General features: G+C 66.3%; 19 protein-coding genes. 6 read left to right on the top strand and 13 right to left on the bottom strand.

Going from position 1 to position 18023, the window contains the following annotated elements:
- Nucleotides 1-30: 30 nt before the first annotated feature.
- Nucleotides 31-906: a chorismate mutase gene (locus tag ACODS4_RS02600; RefSeq protein ID WP_488860427.1), complete on the bottom strand. Its 876-nt coding sequence runs from the start codon at nucleotides 904-906 to the stop codon at nucleotides 31-33.
- 143 nt (nucleotides 907-1049) lie between these two features.
- Here ACODS4_RS02600 and metX point away from each other — a divergent pair, with 143 nt between their 5' ends.
- The 4 genes from metX (at nucleotide 1050) to ACODS4_RS02580 (ending at nucleotide 3552) form a co-directional block, all read left to right on the top strand.
- Complete coding sequence (gene metX, locus ACODS4_RS02595; protein ID WP_488860426.1) at nucleotides 1050-2249, top strand: homoserine O-acetyltransferase MetX; 1200 nt, start codon at nucleotides 1050-1052, stop codon at nucleotides 2247-2249.
- Nucleotides 2250-2268: 19 nt separating this feature from the next.
- Nucleotides 2269-2871 carry a methionine biosynthesis protein MetW gene (metW, locus tag ACODS4_RS02590; RefSeq protein WP_488860425.1) on the top strand — a complete coding sequence of 201 codons (603 nt, stop codon included), beginning with the start codon at nucleotides 2269-2271 and terminating at the stop codon, nucleotides 2869-2871.
- A 76-nt stretch (nucleotides 2872-2947) separates the two neighbouring features.
- Nucleotides 2948-3247, top strand: a complete 300-nt coding sequence (locus ACODS4_RS02585; protein WP_488860424.1) for a type II toxin-antitoxin system RelE/ParE family toxin — start codon at nucleotides 2948-2950, stop codon at nucleotides 3245-3247.
- Between the two features lie 2 nt (nucleotides 3248-3249).
- Nucleotides 3250-3552 (top strand): addiction module antidote protein, encoded by a 303-nt coding sequence (locus ACODS4_RS02580; RefSeq protein WP_488860422.1) that lies wholly within the window; start codon nucleotides 3250-3252, stop codon nucleotides 3550-3552.
- Between the two features lie 25 nt (nucleotides 3553-3577).
- Here ACODS4_RS02580 and ACODS4_RS02575 read toward each other — a convergent pair whose 3' ends face one another.
- The 12 genes from ACODS4_RS02575 to ACODS4_RS02520 form a co-directional block, all read right to left on the bottom strand.
- Nucleotides 3578-4993: an MFS transporter gene (locus ACODS4_RS02575; protein ID WP_488860421.1), complete on the bottom strand. Its 1416-nt coding sequence runs from the start codon at nucleotides 4991-4993 to the stop codon at nucleotides 3578-3580.
- Nucleotides 4994-5059: 66 nt separating this feature from the next.
- Nucleotides 5060-5503 carry a response regulator gene (locus tag ACODS4_RS02570; protein WP_488860419.1) on the bottom strand — a complete coding sequence of 148 codons (444 nt, stop codon included), beginning with the start codon at nucleotides 5501-5503 and terminating at the stop codon, nucleotides 5060-5062.
- Nucleotides 5504-5585: 82 nt separating this feature from the next.
- Nucleotides 5586-6596, bottom strand: coding sequence for an NAD(P)H-dependent flavin oxidoreductase (locus tag ACODS4_RS02565; RefSeq protein ID WP_488860417.1), 1011 nt, complete (start codon nucleotides 6594-6596; stop codon nucleotides 5586-5588).
- 4 nt (nucleotides 6597-6600) lie between these two features.
- On the bottom strand, nucleotides 6601-7383 hold the full coding sequence (locus ACODS4_RS02560; protein ID WP_488860415.1) for an oxepin-CoA hydrolase, alternative type: 783 nt from the start codon (nucleotides 7381-7383) through the stop codon (nucleotides 6601-6603).
- Complete coding sequence (locus ACODS4_RS02555; protein WP_488860413.1) at nucleotides 7380-7811, bottom strand: PaaI family thioesterase; 432 nt, start codon at nucleotides 7809-7811, stop codon at nucleotides 7380-7382. Before ACODS4_RS02555 ends, ACODS4_RS02560 begins: the two co-directional genes overlap by 4 nt.
- 25 nt (nucleotides 7812-7836) lie before the next feature.
- Nucleotides 7837-8556 (bottom strand): ABC transporter ATP-binding protein, encoded by a 720-nt coding sequence (locus ACODS4_RS02550; protein WP_488860411.1) that lies wholly within the window; start codon nucleotides 8554-8556, stop codon nucleotides 7837-7839.
- A 13-nt stretch (nucleotides 8557-8569) separates the two neighbouring features.
- Complete coding sequence (locus tag ACODS4_RS02545; protein ID WP_488860409.1) at nucleotides 8570-9283, bottom strand: ABC transporter ATP-binding protein; 714 nt, start codon at nucleotides 9281-9283, stop codon at nucleotides 8570-8572.
- On the bottom strand, nucleotides 9270-10229 hold the full coding sequence (locus ACODS4_RS02540) for a branched-chain amino acid ABC transporter permease (RefSeq protein WP_488860407.1): 960 nt from the start codon (nucleotides 10227-10229) through the stop codon (nucleotides 9270-9272). The genes ACODS4_RS02545 and ACODS4_RS02540 overlap by 14 nt, the downstream gene beginning before the upstream one ends.
- Before the next feature lie 8 nt (nucleotides 10230-10237).
- Nucleotides 10238-11116 carry a branched-chain amino acid ABC transporter permease gene (locus ACODS4_RS02535; protein WP_488860406.1) on the bottom strand — a complete coding sequence of 293 codons (879 nt, stop codon included), beginning with the start codon at nucleotides 11114-11116 and terminating at the stop codon, nucleotides 10238-10240.
- A gap of 186 nt (nucleotides 11117-11302) precedes the next feature.
- Complete coding sequence (locus tag ACODS4_RS02530) at nucleotides 11303-12484, bottom strand: ABC transporter substrate-binding protein (RefSeq protein WP_488860404.1); 1182 nt, start codon at nucleotides 12482-12484, stop codon at nucleotides 11303-11305.
- Between the two features lie 99 nt (nucleotides 12485-12583).
- Entirely contained in the window at nucleotides 12584-14158 is a 1575-nt protein-coding gene (locus ACODS4_RS02525; RefSeq protein WP_488860402.1) for a class I adenylate-forming enzyme family protein, read from the bottom strand.
- 2 nt (nucleotides 14159-14160) lie between these two features.
- Nucleotides 14161-15312: an acyl-CoA dehydrogenase family protein gene (locus tag ACODS4_RS02520; RefSeq protein WP_488860400.1), complete on the bottom strand. Its 1152-nt coding sequence runs from the start codon at nucleotides 15310-15312 to the stop codon at nucleotides 14161-14163.
- Nucleotides 15313-15551: 239 nt separating this feature from the next.
- Here ACODS4_RS02520 and ACODS4_RS02515 point away from each other — a divergent pair, with 239 nt between their 5' ends.
- Complete coding sequence (locus ACODS4_RS02515; RefSeq protein ID WP_488860398.1) at nucleotides 15552-16259, top strand: glutathione binding-like protein; 708 nt, start codon at nucleotides 15552-15554, stop codon at nucleotides 16257-16259.
- A gap of 192 nt (nucleotides 16260-16451) precedes the next feature.
- Entirely contained in the window at nucleotides 16452-18014 is a 1563-nt protein-coding gene (locus tag ACODS4_RS02510; RefSeq protein WP_488860396.1) for a bifunctional metallophosphatase/5'-nucleotidase, read from the top strand.
- Nucleotides 18015-18023: the final 9 nt, after the last annotated feature.

Here is an 18023-nt window from a genome sequence, read left to right as displayed (position 1 = left end):
TTGTTGCGTAGATGGGGTGATGAGGAAAAATCAGGGAAGGTTCAGGGGAACCGCGTAGCCGCCCACCGTGTTGACCCGCACCGGAATTTCCCCGGACCGCTCGACCAGCGCGGTCAGGCGGGGGTCGGCGTGATCGACGAAATCGGCGATCTCCACCAGATGGATCGACGGCCCCGACATGCCCGACGAAGCGCCGTAGGCGTGCCAGGTGCAGAAGGCGACGGGCGGCAGGCCGCAGGCCTCCAGCATGTCTTTCAGGCGACCCCGGCTGAGGTCGCCGCCGATTTCGATGCTCAACAGCGTGCGGTCGTCGCCGGTCGGCTCATGCGCGGCGACGGCGATGGCCAGCGCGTCGCGGTTTTCGCCGCGCGCGTTGCCGCGTCCACCGAAGGGCAGCCGGGCGACCACGCGCGGACGATTCGCGTCGGCGGAGACCAGGAAGCGCCACCAGGGATCGTTGTCGTCCTCAGCCGGATAGGGAACCACGCCGACGGTCGCGGTGCCGTCCGACACGGCGCGGAGCGCGGCGGCGGCGGTGTTCACGGCGGTCATCGGCACGAAACTGCCGTAATGATCGCGCGCCACGTCCCAGAAGCCGCGTTTTTCCTCCGGCGCGTAGACGGCGACGGCGAACGGCCCCTGGATGCGGGTCAAGGCCGTAATCATTTCCCGCCACATGCGGACGACGACCTGGGCGGGGAAGCCGCCGGAATGGCGCGCCATCAGGCGGCGCAGGATCGTCGCCTCCCGCGCCGGGCGCAGATAGACGGCCTGGCCGGGCGCGCCTTTGGCGGCGCCGATGCGCTCCACCACCGCCGCGCGGCGCATCAACAAGTCATGAATCGCGTCGTCGATCTGGTCGATTTCGCGGCGCAAATCGTCAAGCGGGGTGCGGGCGGGTGGCATGGGATCAGGAAACCATCGGATTCAGAGCCGGTAAGTAGTAGTCCGCATGGGCCGCGAAATCAAAGAAAACGTTGACACCCCGAACCCCGGCTTCGTAGCTATAACGTCTGCATTCCGTCCCGAGGCTTGACGTCATTCCGCCCATGTCCGCGACCCCGCCCTCCGTCGTCGTGCCCGCCGACGCGGGTTCCCTGCCTGGAAAACGCGTGACCTTGGGCGCCGACGTCCCGATGCGTCTGGACAGCGGGGCGGAGCTTGGGCCGTTCGAGGTGGCCTATCAGACCTATGGGACGTTGAACGCCGACAAATCCAACGCGATTTTCATCTGCCACGCGCTGACTGGCGATCATTTCGTGGCGGACAAGCACCCGATCACCGGGAAACCCGGCTGGTGGGAGATGCTGGTCGGGCCGGGCCGTCCGGTGGACACCGACCGCTATTTCATCATCTGCTCCAACGTCGTCGGCGGTTGTCTGGGCAGTTCCGGGCCGAAGGACGTCAACCCGGAGACCGGCCAACCCTATGGCTTGTCCTTCCCCGTCATCACCATCGGCGACATGGTGCGCGCCCAGAAACTTCTGGTCGAACATCTGGGAATTGAGAAACTCTTTTGCGTCATCGGCGGCTCGATGGGCGGGATGCAGGTGCTGCAATGGGCGGTCGCCTACCCCGAATCGGTGTTCGCCGCCATCCCCATCGCCACGGCGGCCCGCCATTCGGCGCAGAACATCGCCTTTCACGAGGTCGGGCGTCAGGCCATCATGGCCGACCCCGATTGGCGCAACGGCGCCTATCTGCTGGAAGGCACGCGGCCCGAACGCGGTTTGGCGGTGGCGCGCATGGCCGCGCACATCACCTACCTGTCGGAAACCGCCCTGCACCGCAAATTCGGGCGGAATTTGCAGGACCGCAAGGCCGTGACCTACGGCTTTGACGCCGATTTCCAGGTGGAAAGCTATCTGCGCTACCAGGGGGCGGCGTTCGTCGAGCGGTTTGACGCCAACAGCTACCTCTACATCACCCGCGCGATGGATTATTTCGATCTGGCGGCGGACGCGGGCGGCTCGTTGGCCAACGCCTTCCGGCCTGGCGGCAAGACGACTCCGGTGCGGTTCTGTTTGGCGAGTTTTTCCAGCGACTGGCTGTTCCCGACCTCCGAATCGCGCGCCATCGTCCATGCCCTGAACGCGGTGGCGGCCAACGTCAGCTTCGTGGAAATCGAAACCGACAAGGGCCATGACGCCTTCCTGCTCGACGAACCCGAGTTTCACCAGGTCATTCACGGCTTTCTGGAGGGCTGCGCCGAGCATCGCGGCCTGACCGTCCGCCGCCGCGCCCGCTGACCGACAAAGGCGCCCCCTCATGGACATTCGCGACGACCTCAAGCTGATCGCCGAAATGGTGGAGCCGAACAGCCGCGTTCTGGACGTCGGTTGCGGCGACGGCGCGCTGCTCGATTACCTCGCCCACGCCAAAAACGTCGATGGGCGCGGCATCGAGCTGAGCATGGACGGCGTCCGCCAATGCGTGGCCCATGGGCTGTCGGTGATCCAGGGCGACGCCGAAACCGATCTGAAGGATTACCCCGCCGAGGCGTTCGATTACGTCATCCTCGGCCAGACCTTGCAGGCCATGCGCGACCCGCGCGGGGTGCTGGATCTGATGTGCCGGATCGGGCGGCGGGCCATCGTGTCGGTGCCGAATTTCGGCTATTGGCGGATTCGCCTGCAACTGCTGCTGACCGGGCGGATGCCGGTGACGGAAAAACTGGGCTACCAATGGTGGGAAACCCCCAACATCCATTTCTGCACGCTGCGCGATTTCGTCGTGCTGACCGAAGAAATGGGAATCCAGATTGAACAGACGCGCATCCTGAACCGCGCCGGATCCGTGACCAGCCGCACCCATTCGGGTTTCGCCAATCTGATGGGCGAACAGGGCGTGTTTCTGCTGAAACGCGGCTGACGCCAAGCGCAGGGATTGGATGGCGGTCGTTTTTGCGGCATGAGCGGGAATAGCCTTACTTCCCCATTTGTAGCCCATGCGCTACAATCTCATCATGAAGGCGATCCGCACCACCCCTGAATACGACGCTTGGTTCGCCAACCTTCGCGACGCGCGCGCTCAGAACCGAATTGACGTCCGGTTGCACCGCCTTTCACTGGGCAACGCTGGTGACGCCAAGTTCTTTGATGGAATCGGTGAGCTGCGGATCGACTATGGCCCTGGCTATCGGGTGTATTTTGTGGAGCGCGGCGACGTGATCGTGTTGTGCGGTGGCGACAAACGAACGCAGCCCCGTGACATCAAGACGGCCCAGAAACTGTCCGAGGAGTATTGACCGTGGCAAAGGAAACCAAGCTGTGGGATCCGTCGGAACGACTGACCACGCCGGAGGCGATCGCCGACTACCTCGACGCGGCGTTTGAGGATGGCGACCCGCGCGTGATCGCCGCCGTCCTTGGCGACATCGCCAGGGCTAAAGGCATGGGCGATGTGGCGCGGGCTGCCGGGCTATCGCGGGAAAGCCTTTACCGCTCTCTCAGCAACAACGGCAACCCGTCCTTTGCAACCGCTTTGGCGGTCATCAAGGCGCTCGGCTTGTCGCTGTCGGTGAAGGGCGCGGGCCACGCCGACGCGGCATAGACGTTTCACGATCATCGGGGGCAAATTATCGAGGCCGGATCCCCGTGTCCCTGAGCCGTCGGCGCAGACTGCCGGTGACGCTGCCGAACGCGCACAGCCCGGCGGCCAGCGTCAGGACCGTGGTCGCCCCGGTCGCTTTGCCGAACAGGGTGAACATCACCCCCACGGTCGCCGCGCCGAGAGTCTGGCCAAGCAACCGCGCCGTCGCCTGGATGCCGCTGGCCCCGCCGCTGCGCTCCTTGGGCGCGCTGCTGACCAGAACCTTGTTGTTGGGCGTCTGGAACAGGCCGAACCCAAACCCGGCCAGCCCCATGCGCCACGCGATGTCAAAAGCGGATGGATCGGTCGGCAGCAACACCAGCGCGCCCAGCCCGGCGGCGAACAGGGCCATGCCCAGCCCGCTCAACAGGCTGGGTTCGTAACGGTCGGCGAGCCAGCCGGAAATCGGCGCGATGATGGCGACGGCGACCGGCCAGGGCGTCATCAACAGGCCGGATTCGGTCAGCGACCGCCCCAAGACGTCTTCAAAGTAAAAGGGCATGGTGACGAAGGCGATGTTCTGCGCCGCGAAGGAGCAGAGCGACGTCGCCACGCTGAGCGCGAAGATCGGGCGGCGCAGCAGATCGACCGGAAACAGCGGCGCCTCGCGCGACAACTCGCGCCGGACCAGCACGACGCCAACCAGCAGCGCGCCCAGAAATTCCAGAAGGACCAGCAAGACCGGATCCGCGCCGTCCAACCCCCGCACGCTCAAGATCACCAGCCCCAGCATCAGCGCGTTCAATCCAGCGCTCAGCGCGTCGAAGCGATGGCCGGATTTGGGCGAGCGCGGCAGCGTTTTCGCCGCCACCACCAACGCCGCCAGCCCCAACGGCACGTTGACGGCGAACAGCCAGGGCCAGGAGGCGACCGACAAAATCGCCGCCGCGAGGCTAGGCCCCGCCACCGTCGTCACCGCGACGATCATAGCGTTGTAGCCGACGCCGCGCCCCAGGCTGGCGCTGGGGTAAATATAGCGGACCAGCGCCATGTTGACGCTCATGATTCCCGCCCCGCCGACGCCCTGGACCACCCGCGCGACGGTCAGCAGCGGCAACGTGTCGGACAACGCGCAGGCCAGCGACGCCAGGGTGAACAGCGCCAACCCGCCCCAATAGACCCGGCGATAGCCGAAAATATCCCCCAGCGAGGCCAGCGGAAACAAAGAGAGAGTCACCGCCATCTGATAGGCGTTGACCACCCAGATGGCTTGCGCCGCCTCCACCGCGAATTCGCGCTGGATGGTGGGCAAGGCGATGTTGGCGACCATGCCGTCGAGCACCGCCATCACCAGCGCGACGGTCATCGTCGCCACCGCCCAATAGCGTTGGGGAACCGGCAAACCGTCAGGGGCGGCGGAAGCGGGCGAGGGCGTGATGGCGGGGGGCGGCGTGTTCGGCATGGCGCGCAGCATAAAAGCCGGGCGGCGCCACGCCGTCACTGTTTCTTCGCATGCAAGCCTTGCGGTTCAGGCCCGCAGTTTGGGCGGCGCGGTCATCGCCGCGATGGGGCCGGAAAACAGCTCCAGCGCCGCCGGGACGGAGGAGGGGCGCAGGCCGCTCAGAATCTCGCCCACGGTGCCGACCGCGTCGATCAACGTGTCGGGCATCACCGGCTTGCGCAGCAGCCCGACGGCGAAGGCGCGCGCCTCTTCGGCGTGATGGTCGAAGCCGGTCATCAACAGTGTGGGGATCCCATGCTCGTCCCACAGGCGGCGGGCCAGCGCCACGCCATTCTCGCCACCGGCCAGATTGACGTCGACCAGGGCCAGATCGGGGGCTTCGCGCGCGGCGACCCGCGCGGCTTTGACGGCGTCGCGCAGAGGACCGACGATGGTGTAACCGGCCTGCTCAAGAACGGTTTTCACCGCCGGACCGACCAGCGGATCATCCTCAACCAACAGCAGCTTCACAACGGCGCTCCCTGTTCCCATCGTCCACGCCTATCGGCGTGGTTGCAGTGAACCGCCCATGTTTGTCGCGCGCTGGTCGTATTCAAGAGGCTGCGGCGTGATTTCGCAGGGAACGCCCCGTGACGACGGACAGCCGGTCCAGCGCCCGTTCGGCCTCCTCCTCCAACCGGGCGACGATGGCGGCCAGCGGTTCGACGCGGTCGGCCATGGCGACCGATTGCCCAACCGACAAGGCCCCGTGCGAGGCGTCGCCCGTCTCATAGGCCACCCGGCCCAGCTTGCCCGACACATGGGGCAACAGCGTGTCCAGGCTGCCCTGCCCCGCCGCTTCGATGGCGGCCACGCGGTCGCTCGTCTCGTTGCGCAGAACCCGCATGGTGTTGCGCAGGGAGGACAGGATCAGCGCCGTGTCGGTTTCGTCCGCCGCCAGCAGCCGTTCCTTGAAGCCCTGGTGCGCCCAAATCTCTTCGGCGACCAGAAAGCGGGTGCCGATGGTGACGCCGTCCGCCCCCATCGCCAGCGCGGCGACCAGTTGTTCGCCGCTGCCGATGCCGCCGCCGACCGCCAGCGGAATCGACAGGCCGCGCGCCGCCAGCACGGTTTGCACCATGGTGCCGACCAGATCCAAACCGGGATGGCCGCCGCATTCGGCCCCAACCACGGTGACGGCGTCCACCCCGACCGCCTCGGCCTTGCGGGCGAAGCGGAGGGCGGGGACCTTGTGCATCACCTTGATCCCCGCCGCGTGCAGGCGGGGGATGTAGGCCTCCGGGTTGCGGCCGGAGGTTTCGACGAAGGGGACGCCTTCGGCGATGATCGCGTCGAACACCGCGTCGGTGCGCTCCCCCTGGACCAGCTTGGGCAGCATCGAGACGTTGACGCCGAACGGCTTGCCCCCGGCCAGATCGCGGCAGCGCCGGATCTCGTCGCGCAGGGCGTCGGCATCGGGAAAGCTCGCCGCCGTGATGAAGCCGATCATCCCGGCCTTGGCCGCCGCCGCCACATAATCGGCGTTGGCCAGCCAATGCAGGCCCCCGGCGATGATGGGCAAACGGATGCCGAACAGGTCGGTCAGGGGGGTGCGGAACGCCATGGGATCAGCCGCGCGGGTAGTTGGGTGGACGCTTTTCAAAGAAGGCGGTGATGCCCTCGGCGGCTTCCGGGTGGTGCAGCGCCTCGACGAAGAAGGCGGCCTCGCGGTCCAACTGGTCGTCGGGTTCGCCGAACCCGGCCTCGATCAGCTTTTTCGCCCGCCCGATGGCGACGGTCGGCCCCTCGGCCAGCCGGGCGGCCCAGGCGACGGCCTCGGTCAGCGTCGAACCCGGCGTGACGACGCGGTTGACGATGGCCAACTGCGCCAGCCGCAACGCGCCGATCCGCCCGCCTTCAAACATGATCTCGGCGGCGAGCTGCGGCGTGGCGGCGCGGGCGAGAAAGGCGGAGGCCCCGCCGTCCGGGTTCAACCCGACCTTGACGTAAGCCAAGGTGAAGGTGGCGTCGTCCGCCGCGACGATCAGGTCGCAGCCCAGCGCGATGGAGAAACCGGCCCCGGCGGCGGCCCCCTCGACGGCGGCGATCACCGGCTTGGGACAACGCCGCATGGCGCGCGCCCAACCATGGAAATAGTCCAGATTGGACCGGGTGATCGACGGGTCGACCTTGGCGTTGCCCAGCAGACGCCCGAGATTGCCGCCGGAGCAGAAGGTTCCGTTCGCCCCGGTCAGCACCACCGCCCCGATCTCCGGGTCGGTCGCCGCCGCGTTCAGCGCGTCGCGCGCCGCCCCCATCATCTCCGGCCCCAAGGCGTTCTTGGTCGCCGCGTCGTCCATCGTCAAAATCAGCACGCGCCCCTGGCGCGCGACCGTCACTTGCCCCGTCATCGCTCGGTTCCCTCCCGGTTCTCGCTGCCCGGTCTGTATTTGAACATGCCTTCGGACGTCGCCAGCAGGGCGCCCGTTTCGGCGTGCCGGACCTCCGCCGCGACGCCGACGATCTTGAGTCCGCCGCCCCGGAAACGTCCGATGGCGATCAACGTACCGCCCCGCGCCTGGCCAAGAAAGCTTGTGGAGAGCGACAGCGTCACAACGCGTCTCACCCGCCCTTCGTGGGGACAGAATGTTACAGAGAATCCCGAAACCGTGTCCAAAAGCGACGTGAGAACCCCGCCATGCACCACGCCGGCCCGGTTCAGGTGGCGGGCGTCCACCGGCATCGTCAGCTCCGCCGCCCCCTCCTCCCAGCGACTCAGGCGATAGCCCAGAAGATCCTGATAGCCGGACGGCGGTTCGCCGTTCAAAAGGTCGCTCATCGAAAAATCCTGTTCCGTCGGTCGCTCAGGCGGCGTCATGCGCGAAGTAAAGCGCGTGCAGCCGGTCCAGATCCACCGCGTCGCCGCGTTCGGACAGCACAACCTTGCCCGACCGCATCAGATGCACATGGTCGGCGATCTTCAGGGCGCGGCTGGTGTTCTGCTCCACCAGAATGATGGTCATCCCATCGGCCCGCAATTGGCCGAGGATGCGGAAAATCTCGTCCACCACGACCGGGGCGAGGCCAAGCGACGGCTCGTCGATCAGGCAGACGCGCGGCTGCTCCATCAGGCCGCGCCCGATGGCCAGCATTTGCGCCTCGCCGCCCGACAGGGTTCCGGCGATCTGGTCGCGCCGTTCGGCCAGACGGGGGAAGAAGTCGAACACCATCGCCTTGTTGCGCTTCCACCCGGCCCGGCAAGCGCGCGGGAAGGCGCCCATCATCAGATTGTCCTCCACCGTCATGTCGGGGAAGATCATCCGCCCTTCCGGGATCATCACCACCCCGTCGGCGACCGTGTCCCAGGTCTTGGCCCCCTTGCGGCTTTGCCCGTTGACGCGGATGTCCCCGGCGGTGACGGGAACCAAGCCCATGATGGCGCGCAAGAGGGTGGTTTTCCCGGCCCCGTTCGGGCCGACGATCACCGTGGTCTTGCCAGTTTCGGCGGTCAGCGAGACGTCCCACAGCACGTTGATCGCGCCATACCCGGCGCGCAACGACACGACGTCCAATGCGTTGGTCATGCGGAGCAGCCCTTCAAAGCGTGGTTTCGCCGGTGTAGCTGCGGATCACCTCCGGGTCGCGGAACACGGCGTCCGGCGCGCCGTCGGCGATGATCTGGCCGAAATTCAGCACCAACACGCGCGGGCAGAGCGCGGCGATGGTCGGAATGTCGTGTTCGATGATGACCATCGCCAGCTTGTAACGGTCGCGCACCGCGCCCAGCCGTTCCATGAAGGCGCGCTTGCTGGTGGTTTCCAGCCCGGCCAGAACCTCGTCCAGCAGCAGCAGGCGCGGGTTGGTGGCCAGCGCCTTGCCGACCTCCAGCGCCTTGTGCTCCGTCAGGGCCAGTCCGGTGGCGGCGTCGCTGTCGGCCTTGTCGCGCAGATTGAGGATGTCGAGGATCTCGTCGATCCGCTGCGGGTCGTTGGTCCGCGCGCCGAAACGTTGGGCGACGATCAGGTTTTCCCGCACCGTGCAGTGGCCCAGCGGGCGCGGAATCTGGAAGCTGCGCCCGATGCCCAACCGCGCCCGCTTCCATTCCGGCAGCGTCAGCAGCGAGTGCCCACGAAAATCCAGCCGCCCGCCGGACGGGCGGACGACGCCGGAAATCACGTTGAACAGCGTGGTCTTGCCCGCCCCGTTCGGGCCGACCAACCCGATGCTTTCCCCCTCGGCGACGGCGAAGCTGGCGCTTTTCAACGCCTGCACCCCGCCGAAATTCACATGCACCCCCTCAAGCGTGAGCATGGCGGCCTCCTTCCGAATGGCGGCGGCGCAGCAGGACCGGCAGCAGGCCGCCGGGGCTGAGCAGGATCATGGCGCAGAGCAGCACGCCCAACACCATCTGGTGGCCGTGCGGCAGGATCGGTTTGAAGACCAATTGGTCGAGCAGATAGATCGCCAACGCCCCGGCCACCGGCCCCCACACCGTGCGATAGCCGCCGAAGATCGCCGCCGCGATGGGCAGAACCGTCCAAGTGCTGGAAAAGGCGTAATCCGGCTCCAGAAAACTGATGAAATGGGCGTTGAAGGCCCCGACCACCCCGGTGACGAAGGCCGACAGCGCCAGCATCGCCGCCTTCAAATGGGTGCTGGGCACGCCGATCACGCGGGTGGCGATTTCGGTGTCGTGCATCGCCTTCAAGGCCAGCCCCCAAGCGCTGCGCCGCACCGCGTCATAGGCGAAGGCCGACAGAAGAATGATGGTCAGGATGATGACGTAGCCGCCGGTCTTGCCGCCAAACTCCAACCCGAACAGGGTGGGAAAGCGCGGGATCGACAGCAGACCGCCCGCCCCGCCGGTGATCGGCGTCATCTCCGTCGCCAGGATTTGGAAGATGTGGGCGTAGGCCAGAATGGCCAGCGCGAAATACGGCCCGCGCAGCCGCAAGGCGGGCAGCATGGCGACCGACGCCACAGCCGCCCCCAACCCGCCCAGCGGCAGGGCGGCGAACACCGGAACCCCGAGCTTCATCGACAGGACGGCGGAGGTGTAAGATCCCACCCCGAAGAAGGCGGCGTGACCAAAGCTGACCATGCCGCCGAGATTGCCCAGCAGCGCCCAGGCCAGCGCCACCCCGGCGATGGTCAGCGCCGCGACGATCAACCCCATGACATAGGGCGCGCCGCCGAACAGCAGCGGAACGCCGACGTAAGCGGCGAGCAGCGCCGCGCCCAAAATCGCGTGTTTCATCGCGTGTTTCATCGCGCCAAGGCCCTCCGACCGCCGAACAGGCCCGAAGGCGAGACGAACAGCACGACCAGAAACAGAAGCATTCCGGCCAACTCCTGCAAGGAGGCTGACAGATAGGTGACGGTCAGAGACTCGATCACCCCGATCATGATCGCCCCGATCAGCACGCCATGGATCGACCCCATCCCGGCCAGCACGGTGATGATGAAGGCCTTGACCGTCAGCACATGGCCCAGCGACGGAAACACCGTCTTGCCGGTGTAAATCGCCACCCCGGCGAAGGTCGCCAGCAGGGCGGCGATCATGAAGGACAATATTTCCGTCTGGCGCGGGTTGACCCCCATCAGCATGGCCGCGTTGCGGTTGGACGTCAGCGCCCGCACCGCCCGGCCTTGCCAGGAATGGTTCAGCCACCAATAGACCCCGGCCATCAGGGCCAGCCCGCCGACGAAAAACACGATTTCGGCGTTCATGGCGAACAGGGTGTCGGCGATCACCAGCGAATCCTGGAACCACGGGTTGGTCGTGGAATGGATGTCGGCGGCCCAGATGGTGAGGATGCCGTTGGTCATGATGATGCCGATGCCGAAGGTCAGGATCAGCGAGTTGATCTCGCGGTCCTGCTCGATCCGGCTGAGCAGCGCGTAAACGATGGCCGAGGCCGACGCGACGACGACCAGCGCGATGGGAATCGCCATCACCGGGTTGATCCCATAACGGGATTCGGCGGCGTAGGCGATGTAGGCGGCCAGCAGCACCAACTCGCCATGGGCGAGGTTGATGACCCGCATGGCCCCGAACACCAGCGCCAACCCCACCGCCACCGTGGCGTAATAGCCCCCGGCGAGCAGACCGGAGAACAAGGCTTGCAGCGTCAGTTCGATCATGGATGCGCCTTATGGGGGTGGACGGGACTGAGCGGTGGAAACTGGGCGCTTGGGCTTGCCCCCTCCCTAACCCTCCCCCGCGCAAGCGCGGGAGAGGGGATCTCCACCCCTCCATCGCCGTAGGCGGGGGAGGGAGGGATCCATGCTGTCAAGCATGGGAGGGAGGGGGCAAAGCGCCTCTCCGTCTCACCACGGCGTCGCCGGGAAACGCATCGCGCCGTTGGCGAACTCCTTCGGCCAGACCAGAACCACCTTGCCGCCCTGGTGCTGGCCCATGCGGTGGGTGAAGTTGGGGTTGTCGCCTTTGGCGTCGAAGGTCACGCGGCCAATCAGGGTTTGCGCGTCGGTCTTGCGCAGCTCGTCGGGCAAGCCGCCGCCCGCCAGCGTTCCGGCGGCGTCGGCGCGCAGGATGGCGTCGATCAGCAAACGGGTCTGCACATAGCCGAACTGGCCCAGATAGTCGGGTTCCTTGTTGAACAGTTTTTTGTAGGTCGCGGCGAACTCCAGCGCCTCGGGCTGGGTGAACTCCACCGGGAAGGGCAGCATCGAGGTGCCGTGGACGTTCTCCATCAGATCGGGAAACTCCTTGGCCATCTGCGATGTGGCGAGCGACCACACCCCGACCATCGCCTTGACGTCGGGCTTCAGCACCTTGGCGGCGCGCAGGATGCCGACATAGTCGTTCTCGTAACCGACCATGGCGACCACGTCGGGCCGGTCCTGAAGCTTCACCTTGTTGATGAGCGGCTTGAAATCGCTGGTCGCCCCGTCGAACTCGTGCATCGTCACGGCGACGCCCTTGGCGCCCAGCGCGTCCTTGACCTGCTTGGCGAGGTTGCTGGTCGCCTCCTTGTTCAGATAGACGACGGACACCTTTTTCGCCGCCATCTCCTGCAACAGCCCGATCATCGCCAGCGCGTAGCCGTCGGTGTTGTTGATACGGAAAAAGGTCTTGTAGCCGCGCCCCGTCAGATCCGGCGTCACCCCGCCCGAGGTGATGTAGACCACGCCCGCCTTTTGCGCCGCTTCCGACGCCGGGCCGATGATGTTGGAGCCATAGCCGCCGGTCAGCGCCACCACCCCGTCGCCGATCAGCTTTTCCACCGCCGCGACCGCCTTGGCGGGGGAGGTTTCATCGTCGATGGTGACGACCTTGAAGCTGTGCTTCCCGGCCTGGGCCTTGTTGGCCATGTCGATGGCGACGGCGATGCCCTCATGCATCCCCTGCCCGACGCGGGCGAGGTTGCCGGTCAAGGGCAGCTCCGACCCCAGAAGGAAATCCTTGGCCTGCGCGGCGGGACCGCCCAACGCGACCATCAAGGCGGCGGTGGCGGCGGTGGCGGCGAGTTTGGCGAGCGTCCGCGTCATGGGTCGTTGTCCTCCGGTGTCGGGCCTGCGCCGGTTTCCAGCTTGGGGCCATGTCGTTGCAGCGATGTTTGGGGGCGATGTTGGGGCGATGTTTGGATGTCAGGCGGGTTTGGGCGCGCCCATGATGTCGGCGGCCAGCGCGCGAAGGCCGCTTTTCAGCAATTTTCCGGTCGGGCTGGCGGGCAAGGCGTCAAGGGCGACGATGCGGGCCGGACGCTTGTAGGGGGCCAGACGCTCGGCGGCGTAGGCCTTCAGCGCGTCCTCGTCGGCCTCCTGTCCGGGGATGAACTGGACGAAGGCGACGACCTCCTCGTTCCCCGCCAGGGCGACGCCGACCACCGCCGCCAGCGTCACCGCCGGATGGCTGGTCAGCACGCCTTCGACCTCTTCGGGATAGACGTTGAAGCCGGAGCGGATGACGATTTCGCGGATGCGACCCACCACGCTGAGGCAGTCGTCCGGCTCCAGCCGGGCGACGTCGCCGGTTTTCAACCAACCATCGTCGGTGACGACCTGATTGGTCAGCGCCGGTTCGCGGTAATAGCCCAGCATCACGTTGGGCGCGCGCACCCACAATTCGCCCGCCTGCCCGTCCGCCACGTCCAGGCCGCTGACGTGATCGACGAAACGCAGCTCGACCAGCGGCAGGGCCGGGCCGATGCTGGCGTCGGCGCGCGGCGCGGACAGCCGGGTTTGCGTCACCGTCGGCGAACATTCGGTCAGCCCATAGCCGTTGTGCAGCGGCAGGCCGAAGGCGCGTTCGACCGCCTGCTTCAGCTCCAAATCCAGAACCGACCCGCCCGAGGACAGGTAACGCAAGGCGGGTGACGCCGACAGACCGCCGGTCAGGTTGCGGTGCTCGATCAGCTTGGCGTACATCGCCGGAACGCCCTGGAAGACGGTGACGCCATCTTCGGCCAAGGCCTTCCACACCGCCGCCGGGGCGAAGCGCGGCACGGTGTGCAGGCAGCCCCCGGCGTAGAGCGTGCCAAGGCAGGTGGAGGCCAAACCAAAGACATGGCTGACCGGCAGGACGCCATAGGTGTGATCGGCGTGGCTCAACCCGCGCATCCAGCCCGAGACGGAGGCGACGAACAGCAACCCGCGATGGGACAGCATCACGCCCTTGGGCTTGCCGGTGGTGCCCGAGGTGTAGATCAGCGCCCCAACCTGCCGGGCGTTGCCGCGATGGACCGGCTCCGGCTCGGCGTCCAACAGTGCGCCGACCGCCATCGGCGGCAGCGCCGGGTCGATCAAAGGCTCCGCGCCGTGCCGGGCGGCGTGGGCCGCCGCGTCCGGCGACGCCGCGTCGGTGTAAAAGATCCGGCGCGGTTGGCAATGGTCGCGGATGGCGTCGATCTCGCGGTCGGACAGCCGGGCGTTGACGATCACCGGCCAGACGTCGCGCTCGCTCGCCGCCAGAATCAGGATCACGGCGGCGGGGCTGTTTTCGCAAACGATCATCACGCGGTCGCCGCCGCGCGCGCCCAAACGGTCAAGCCAGACGGCGGCGGCGCGGGTGGCTTCGGCGAGCCGCCGGTAGCTCCAACGCTCCACCCCGTCGAACAGCGCGGGGGCGTCGGGGGTCGCCTCCCCCCAGGCCAACGCCGCGTGACTGATCCGTTCGGGCAGATCGGCGACCATCTTGGCAAAGTCGGGAGCGGAGGCGGCCACGATCAAGCGGCCTCGCGGATCATGTTGCGGGCGATGACCAACTGTTGGATCTGGGTGGTGCCCTCGTAAATGCGGAACAGGCGGACGTCGCGGTAGAAACGCTCCACCCCGTAATCGGCGATGTAACCGGCCCCGCCGTGAATCTGCACGGCGCGGTCGGCGACGCGGCCCACCATTTCGGTGGCGAACAGCTTGCAGCAAGCGGCGTCGGTGTTGACGTTCTGCCCGGCGTCGCGGCGGCGCGCGGTTTCCGTCACCATACAGCGCGCGGCGTAGGCTTCGGCCCGGCTGTCGGCCAGCATCGCTTGAATCAGTTGGAATTCGGCGAGCGGCTGGCCGAACTGTTTGCGCTGCATCGCGTAGGCCAGCGCGTCGCGGGTCAAGCGTTCGGCCAGACCGACGCAGACCGCGCCGATGTGCAGGCGGCCCCGGTCCAGAACCTTCATCGCCGTCTTGAAGCCCTGCCCTTCCTTGCCGCCCAAAACGGCGCTGGCGGGGACGCGGCAATCCTCGAAAATCACGTCGCAGGTGTGGGCGCCCTTCTGGCCCATCTTCTTGTCGATGGGGCCGAGCGACAGGCCGGGCAGTCCCGCCTCGACGAGAAAGGCCGACACGCCGCGCGCGTCGCGGCTTTCCAGATCGGTGCGGGCGAAGACGGTGAACAGGCCGGCCTGCGGCGCGTTGGTGATGAAACGCTTGGTTCCGTTCAGCACGAAATGATCGCCGTCGCGCCGCGCCGTGGTGCGCAGGCTGCCCGCGTCCGATCCCGATTCCGGTTCGGTCAGGGCGAAGGCGCCGACGATCTCGCCCGCCGCCAGACGCGGCAGATAGGCGCGCTTCTGCTCCTCCGTCCCGTCAATGACGATGCCTTGCGAACCGATGCCGTTGTTGGTGCCGATCAGCGAGCGGAAAGCCGGGGAGGTCTGGCCGAGTTGGAAGGCGACCTGCACCTCGTCCGCCATCGACAGGCCAAGCCCGCCATATTCTTCGGGAATCGACAAGCCGAACAGGCCCATCTCGCGCATCGCGGCGATGACCTCCGCCGGGATCGCGTCATCCTCCGCCACCTTGTGTTCCAGCGGGACCAGCTTTTCGCGGACGAACCGCGCCAGCGTGTCCAGCAGTTGGGCCAACACATCCGAATCCAAAGCCATGCCGTCTCTCTCCGTCTGGGAGAAGGGGGGCGTCGCGGGCCGTCGTCGCAGGCCAACCGCGCCACAATGATTGTTCGTTGGTCACACTGACAGCCGTTTTCGCCCCTGTCAACAAAATGAAATTCAATTTCATTATACGAAATTATGAATGTCGCGCGAGGATCTGCCCCGCGCCGACGCGCTCTTGTCAGACGAGCGGGGGGACTCCAGATTTGGCGGACGTCAACGGAGGGTTTGCGATGATCGACCTGTATTTCTGGCCGACGCCCAATGGCCACAAGATCACGATGTTTCTGGAAGAAGCCGGGCTGGATTACAGCATCAAGCCGGTGAACATCGGCGCTGGCGACCAGTTCAAACCAGACTTCCTAGCCTTCTCGCCCAACAACCGCATGCCCGCCATCATCGATCAGGCCCCCGCCGACGGCGGCGAGCCGATCACCGTCTTTGAATCCGGAGCCATTCTTTTGTATCTGGCGGAAAAGACCGGAAAATTCCTGCCCGCCGACGTTCGGGGCCGCAAGACGGTGACGGAATGGCTGTTCTGGCAGGTTGGCGGGCTTGGTCCGATGGCCGGGCAGAACCATCATTTCGTCCAATACGCGCCCGAACGCATCCCCTACGCGATGGAGCGCTACGTCAAGGAAACCAACCGTCTGTACGGCGTGATGGACAAGCGTTTGTCGGCCAACGAATTTCTGGGCGGGGCCGACTATTCCATCGCCGACATGGCCAGCTACCCCTGGGTCGTCCCGCACGAGCGGCAGCAGCAAAATCTGGACGATTTCCCCAGCCTGAAGCGTTGGTTCCAGGCGATCAAGGCCCGCCCGGCGGTGATTCGCGCCTATGAAAAAGGGTCGGCGGTCAACCCGACCAATCAGGCGACGGTGAACGACGAGAGCAAAAAGATCCTGTTCGGCCAGTCGGCGGACAGTCTCAAGCGCTGAGGATTCGCCCAAAGATCTTGTGTGATGACCTGACAGATGCTTGCCCGGTGACAGCCAAGGATTGACGCGCGCCTTCATCGGGCATCGTTTGTGTGACAATTCAGTAACGCGGCTTTGCTTCTCCCCCGGCGCGCAAACGCGCATAATCGGCGTGTCGGACAAAACGAGACACCGGGCGGAGGACAGGGCGGCATGTGGTCGGGCAAGGCAAAGGTTCGGCTTGCGTGCTTCATCGCGACTCTGGTTTGCGCGGCGCCGCCTTTTCTCGTGACGGCGTCGGCGCAGGCCGATCCCTTTCGCTTCACCATACTCTACACGCAAGGCACCACGGAATTGGGGGAAACCCAAGGGCGTGGCGGCATGGCCCGGCTCGCCGCCGTGATCGACCAGGAACGGAAAGAGCATGGGACCGTCTTGGTCCTGCACGGCGGCCAGACGCTGGCGCCCTCGGTTCTGGCCTTTTACGATCAAGGCGCGCACATCATTGATCTGCTGAACGGCATGACCATCGACGCGATGGCCGCGCTGAATCGCGAGTTCCACCACGGCGACGACCGCTTGATGGCCCGCGCCTTCGAGGCGGGATTTCCCCTCGTCACCACCAACGCGGTGGACCGCGCAACCGGCAAACCGCTGGATGGGCTGGAGGATTCGGTCGTTTTGAAGGCCGGTCCCTTTCGCGTCGGGGTGCTTGCCGCAACCCCAACGCTGACGCGAGAGACCACCCGCGCGCCGCGCACCGAATTTCGCGATCCTGTGGTCGCCCTGACCGCCAAGGCCAAGGCGCTGCGCGCCGAGGGCGTCGATCTGATCGTCGCCATGACCGGCAGCGCCGGAGACACGCACAAAACGCTGATGGCCGCCCGCACCCGTCCAGGCGGCCCCAATTTCGCCGATGTTCTGCTGTATCAGGACCGTGGGGTGCGGGAGAGCCACGCTTACAAAGACAACTTCCTGTCGGCGACCGTCGCCGGGCAAGGGGCCTGGGTTCTGGCGCTTGACATCACCATGGAGCGGAAGGCGGCGGGCGCCGCCGTCTGGTCAGCCCCCGTCTGGTCAGCCGTTGTGCGCACGCTGGATTCCGCGACGGTGACGCCGGACCCCGCCATCGACATCCGGGCCAAGGCTTACGCCGCGCGGCTGGATTCGATGCTGAACATCGAGGTTGGGCGGCTGGACGGCGCCCTCGACACACGGCGCGAGGCGGTGCGCGCCGGTGAAAACGCGTTTGCCAACGCGGTGGTCGACACGTTGCGAACCGCTCTGGACGCCGATGTCGGTCTGTTCAACGGCGGCGGCATTCGCGGCGACCGGGAATACGCCGACGGCGCCACGCTGACCCGACGCGACATCTACAGCGAATTGCCCTATCACGACGTCGGAATCGTGCTGAACGTCACCGGACAACAGCTTTGGGACAGCGTCGAAAGCGGCTTGTCGGCGGTTGAGCAGGCGCAGGGCCGCTTTCCCCACCTGTCCAACGCCCGCGTCGTCGCGGATGTTCGCAAACCGCCCGGCCACCGTGTGCAAGAAATCAGCGTCGGCGGGCTTCCGTTGGATCGCAAGGCGCATTACCGACTGGCGACCAGCAGCTTTCTGGCGAACGGCGGCGATGGTTACGCCGCGCTCAGCGTCGCGCCGCGCTTGGTGGAAGACCGCGACGCCGATTTCGTCTCCACCCAGCTCATCGCCCACATCGCGCGCGCAGGCGTCTTCTCTCCGCGCCTGGACGGGCGGATGGTTGTGAAGCGGTGATGGTGAACG

Source organism: Azospirillum sp. FG154, assembly GCF_057809575.1.
Note: the sequence above shows the minus strand (reverse complement) of the source record. Positions and strands in the feature narration are given on the sequence as shown.

Coding starts and splice junctions, on each gene's coding strand:
- ACODS4_RS02600 (WP_488860427.1), bottom strand. CDS start 906: ATGCCACCCGCCCGCACCCCGCTTGACGATTTGCGCCGCGAAATCGAC.
- metX (WP_488860426.1), top strand. CDS start 1,050: ATGTCCGCGACCCCGCCCTCCGTCGTCGTGCCCGCCGACGCGGGTTCC.
- metW (WP_488860425.1), top strand. CDS start 2,269: ATGGACATTCGCGACGACCTCAAGCTGATCGCCGAAATGGTGGAGCCG.
- ACODS4_RS02585 (WP_488860424.1), top strand. CDS start 2,948: ATGCGCTACAATCTCATCATGAAGGCGATCCGCACCACCCCTGAATAC.
- ACODS4_RS02575 (WP_488860421.1), bottom strand. CDS start 4,993: ATGCCGAACACGCCGCCCCCCGCCATCACGCCCTCGCCCGCTTCCGCC.
- ACODS4_RS02565 (WP_488860417.1), bottom strand. CDS start 6,596: ATGGCGTTCCGCACCCCCCTGACCGACCTGTTCGGCATCCGTTTGCCC.
- ACODS4_RS02560 (WP_488860415.1), bottom strand. CDS start 7,383: ATGACGGGGCAAGTGACGGTCGCGCGCCAGGGGCGCGTGCTGATTTTG.
- ACODS4_RS02555 (WP_488860413.1), bottom strand. CDS start 7,811: ATGAGCGACCTTTTGAACGGCGAACCGCCGTCCGGCTATCAGGATCTT.
- ACODS4_RS02550 (WP_488860411.1), bottom strand. CDS start 8,556: ATGACCAACGCATTGGACGTCGTGTCGTTGCGCGCCGGGTATGGCGCG.
- ACODS4_RS02545 (WP_488860409.1), bottom strand. CDS start 9,283: ATGCTCACGCTTGAGGGGGTGCATGTGAATTTCGGCGGGGTGCAGGCG.
- ACODS4_RS02540 (WP_488860407.1), bottom strand. CDS start 10,229: ATGAAACACGCGATTTTGGGCGCGGCGCTGCTCGCCGCTTACGTCGGC.
- ACODS4_RS02535 (WP_488860406.1), bottom strand. CDS start 11,116: ATGATCGAACTGACGCTGCAAGCCTTGTTCTCCGGTCTGCTCGCCGGG.
- ACODS4_RS02530 (WP_488860404.1), bottom strand. CDS start 12,484: ATGACGCGGACGCTCGCCAAACTCGCCGCCACCGCCGCCACCGCCGCC.
- ACODS4_RS02520 (WP_488860400.1), bottom strand. CDS start 15,312: ATGGCTTTGGATTCGGATGTGTTGGCCCAACTGCTGGACACGCTGGCG.
- ACODS4_RS02515 (WP_488860398.1), top strand. CDS start 15,552: ATGATCGACCTGTATTTCTGGCCGACGCCCAATGGCCACAAGATCACG.
- ACODS4_RS02510 (WP_488860396.1), top strand. CDS start 16,452: ATGTGGTCGGGCAAGGCAAAGGTTCGGCTTGCGTGCTTCATCGCGACT.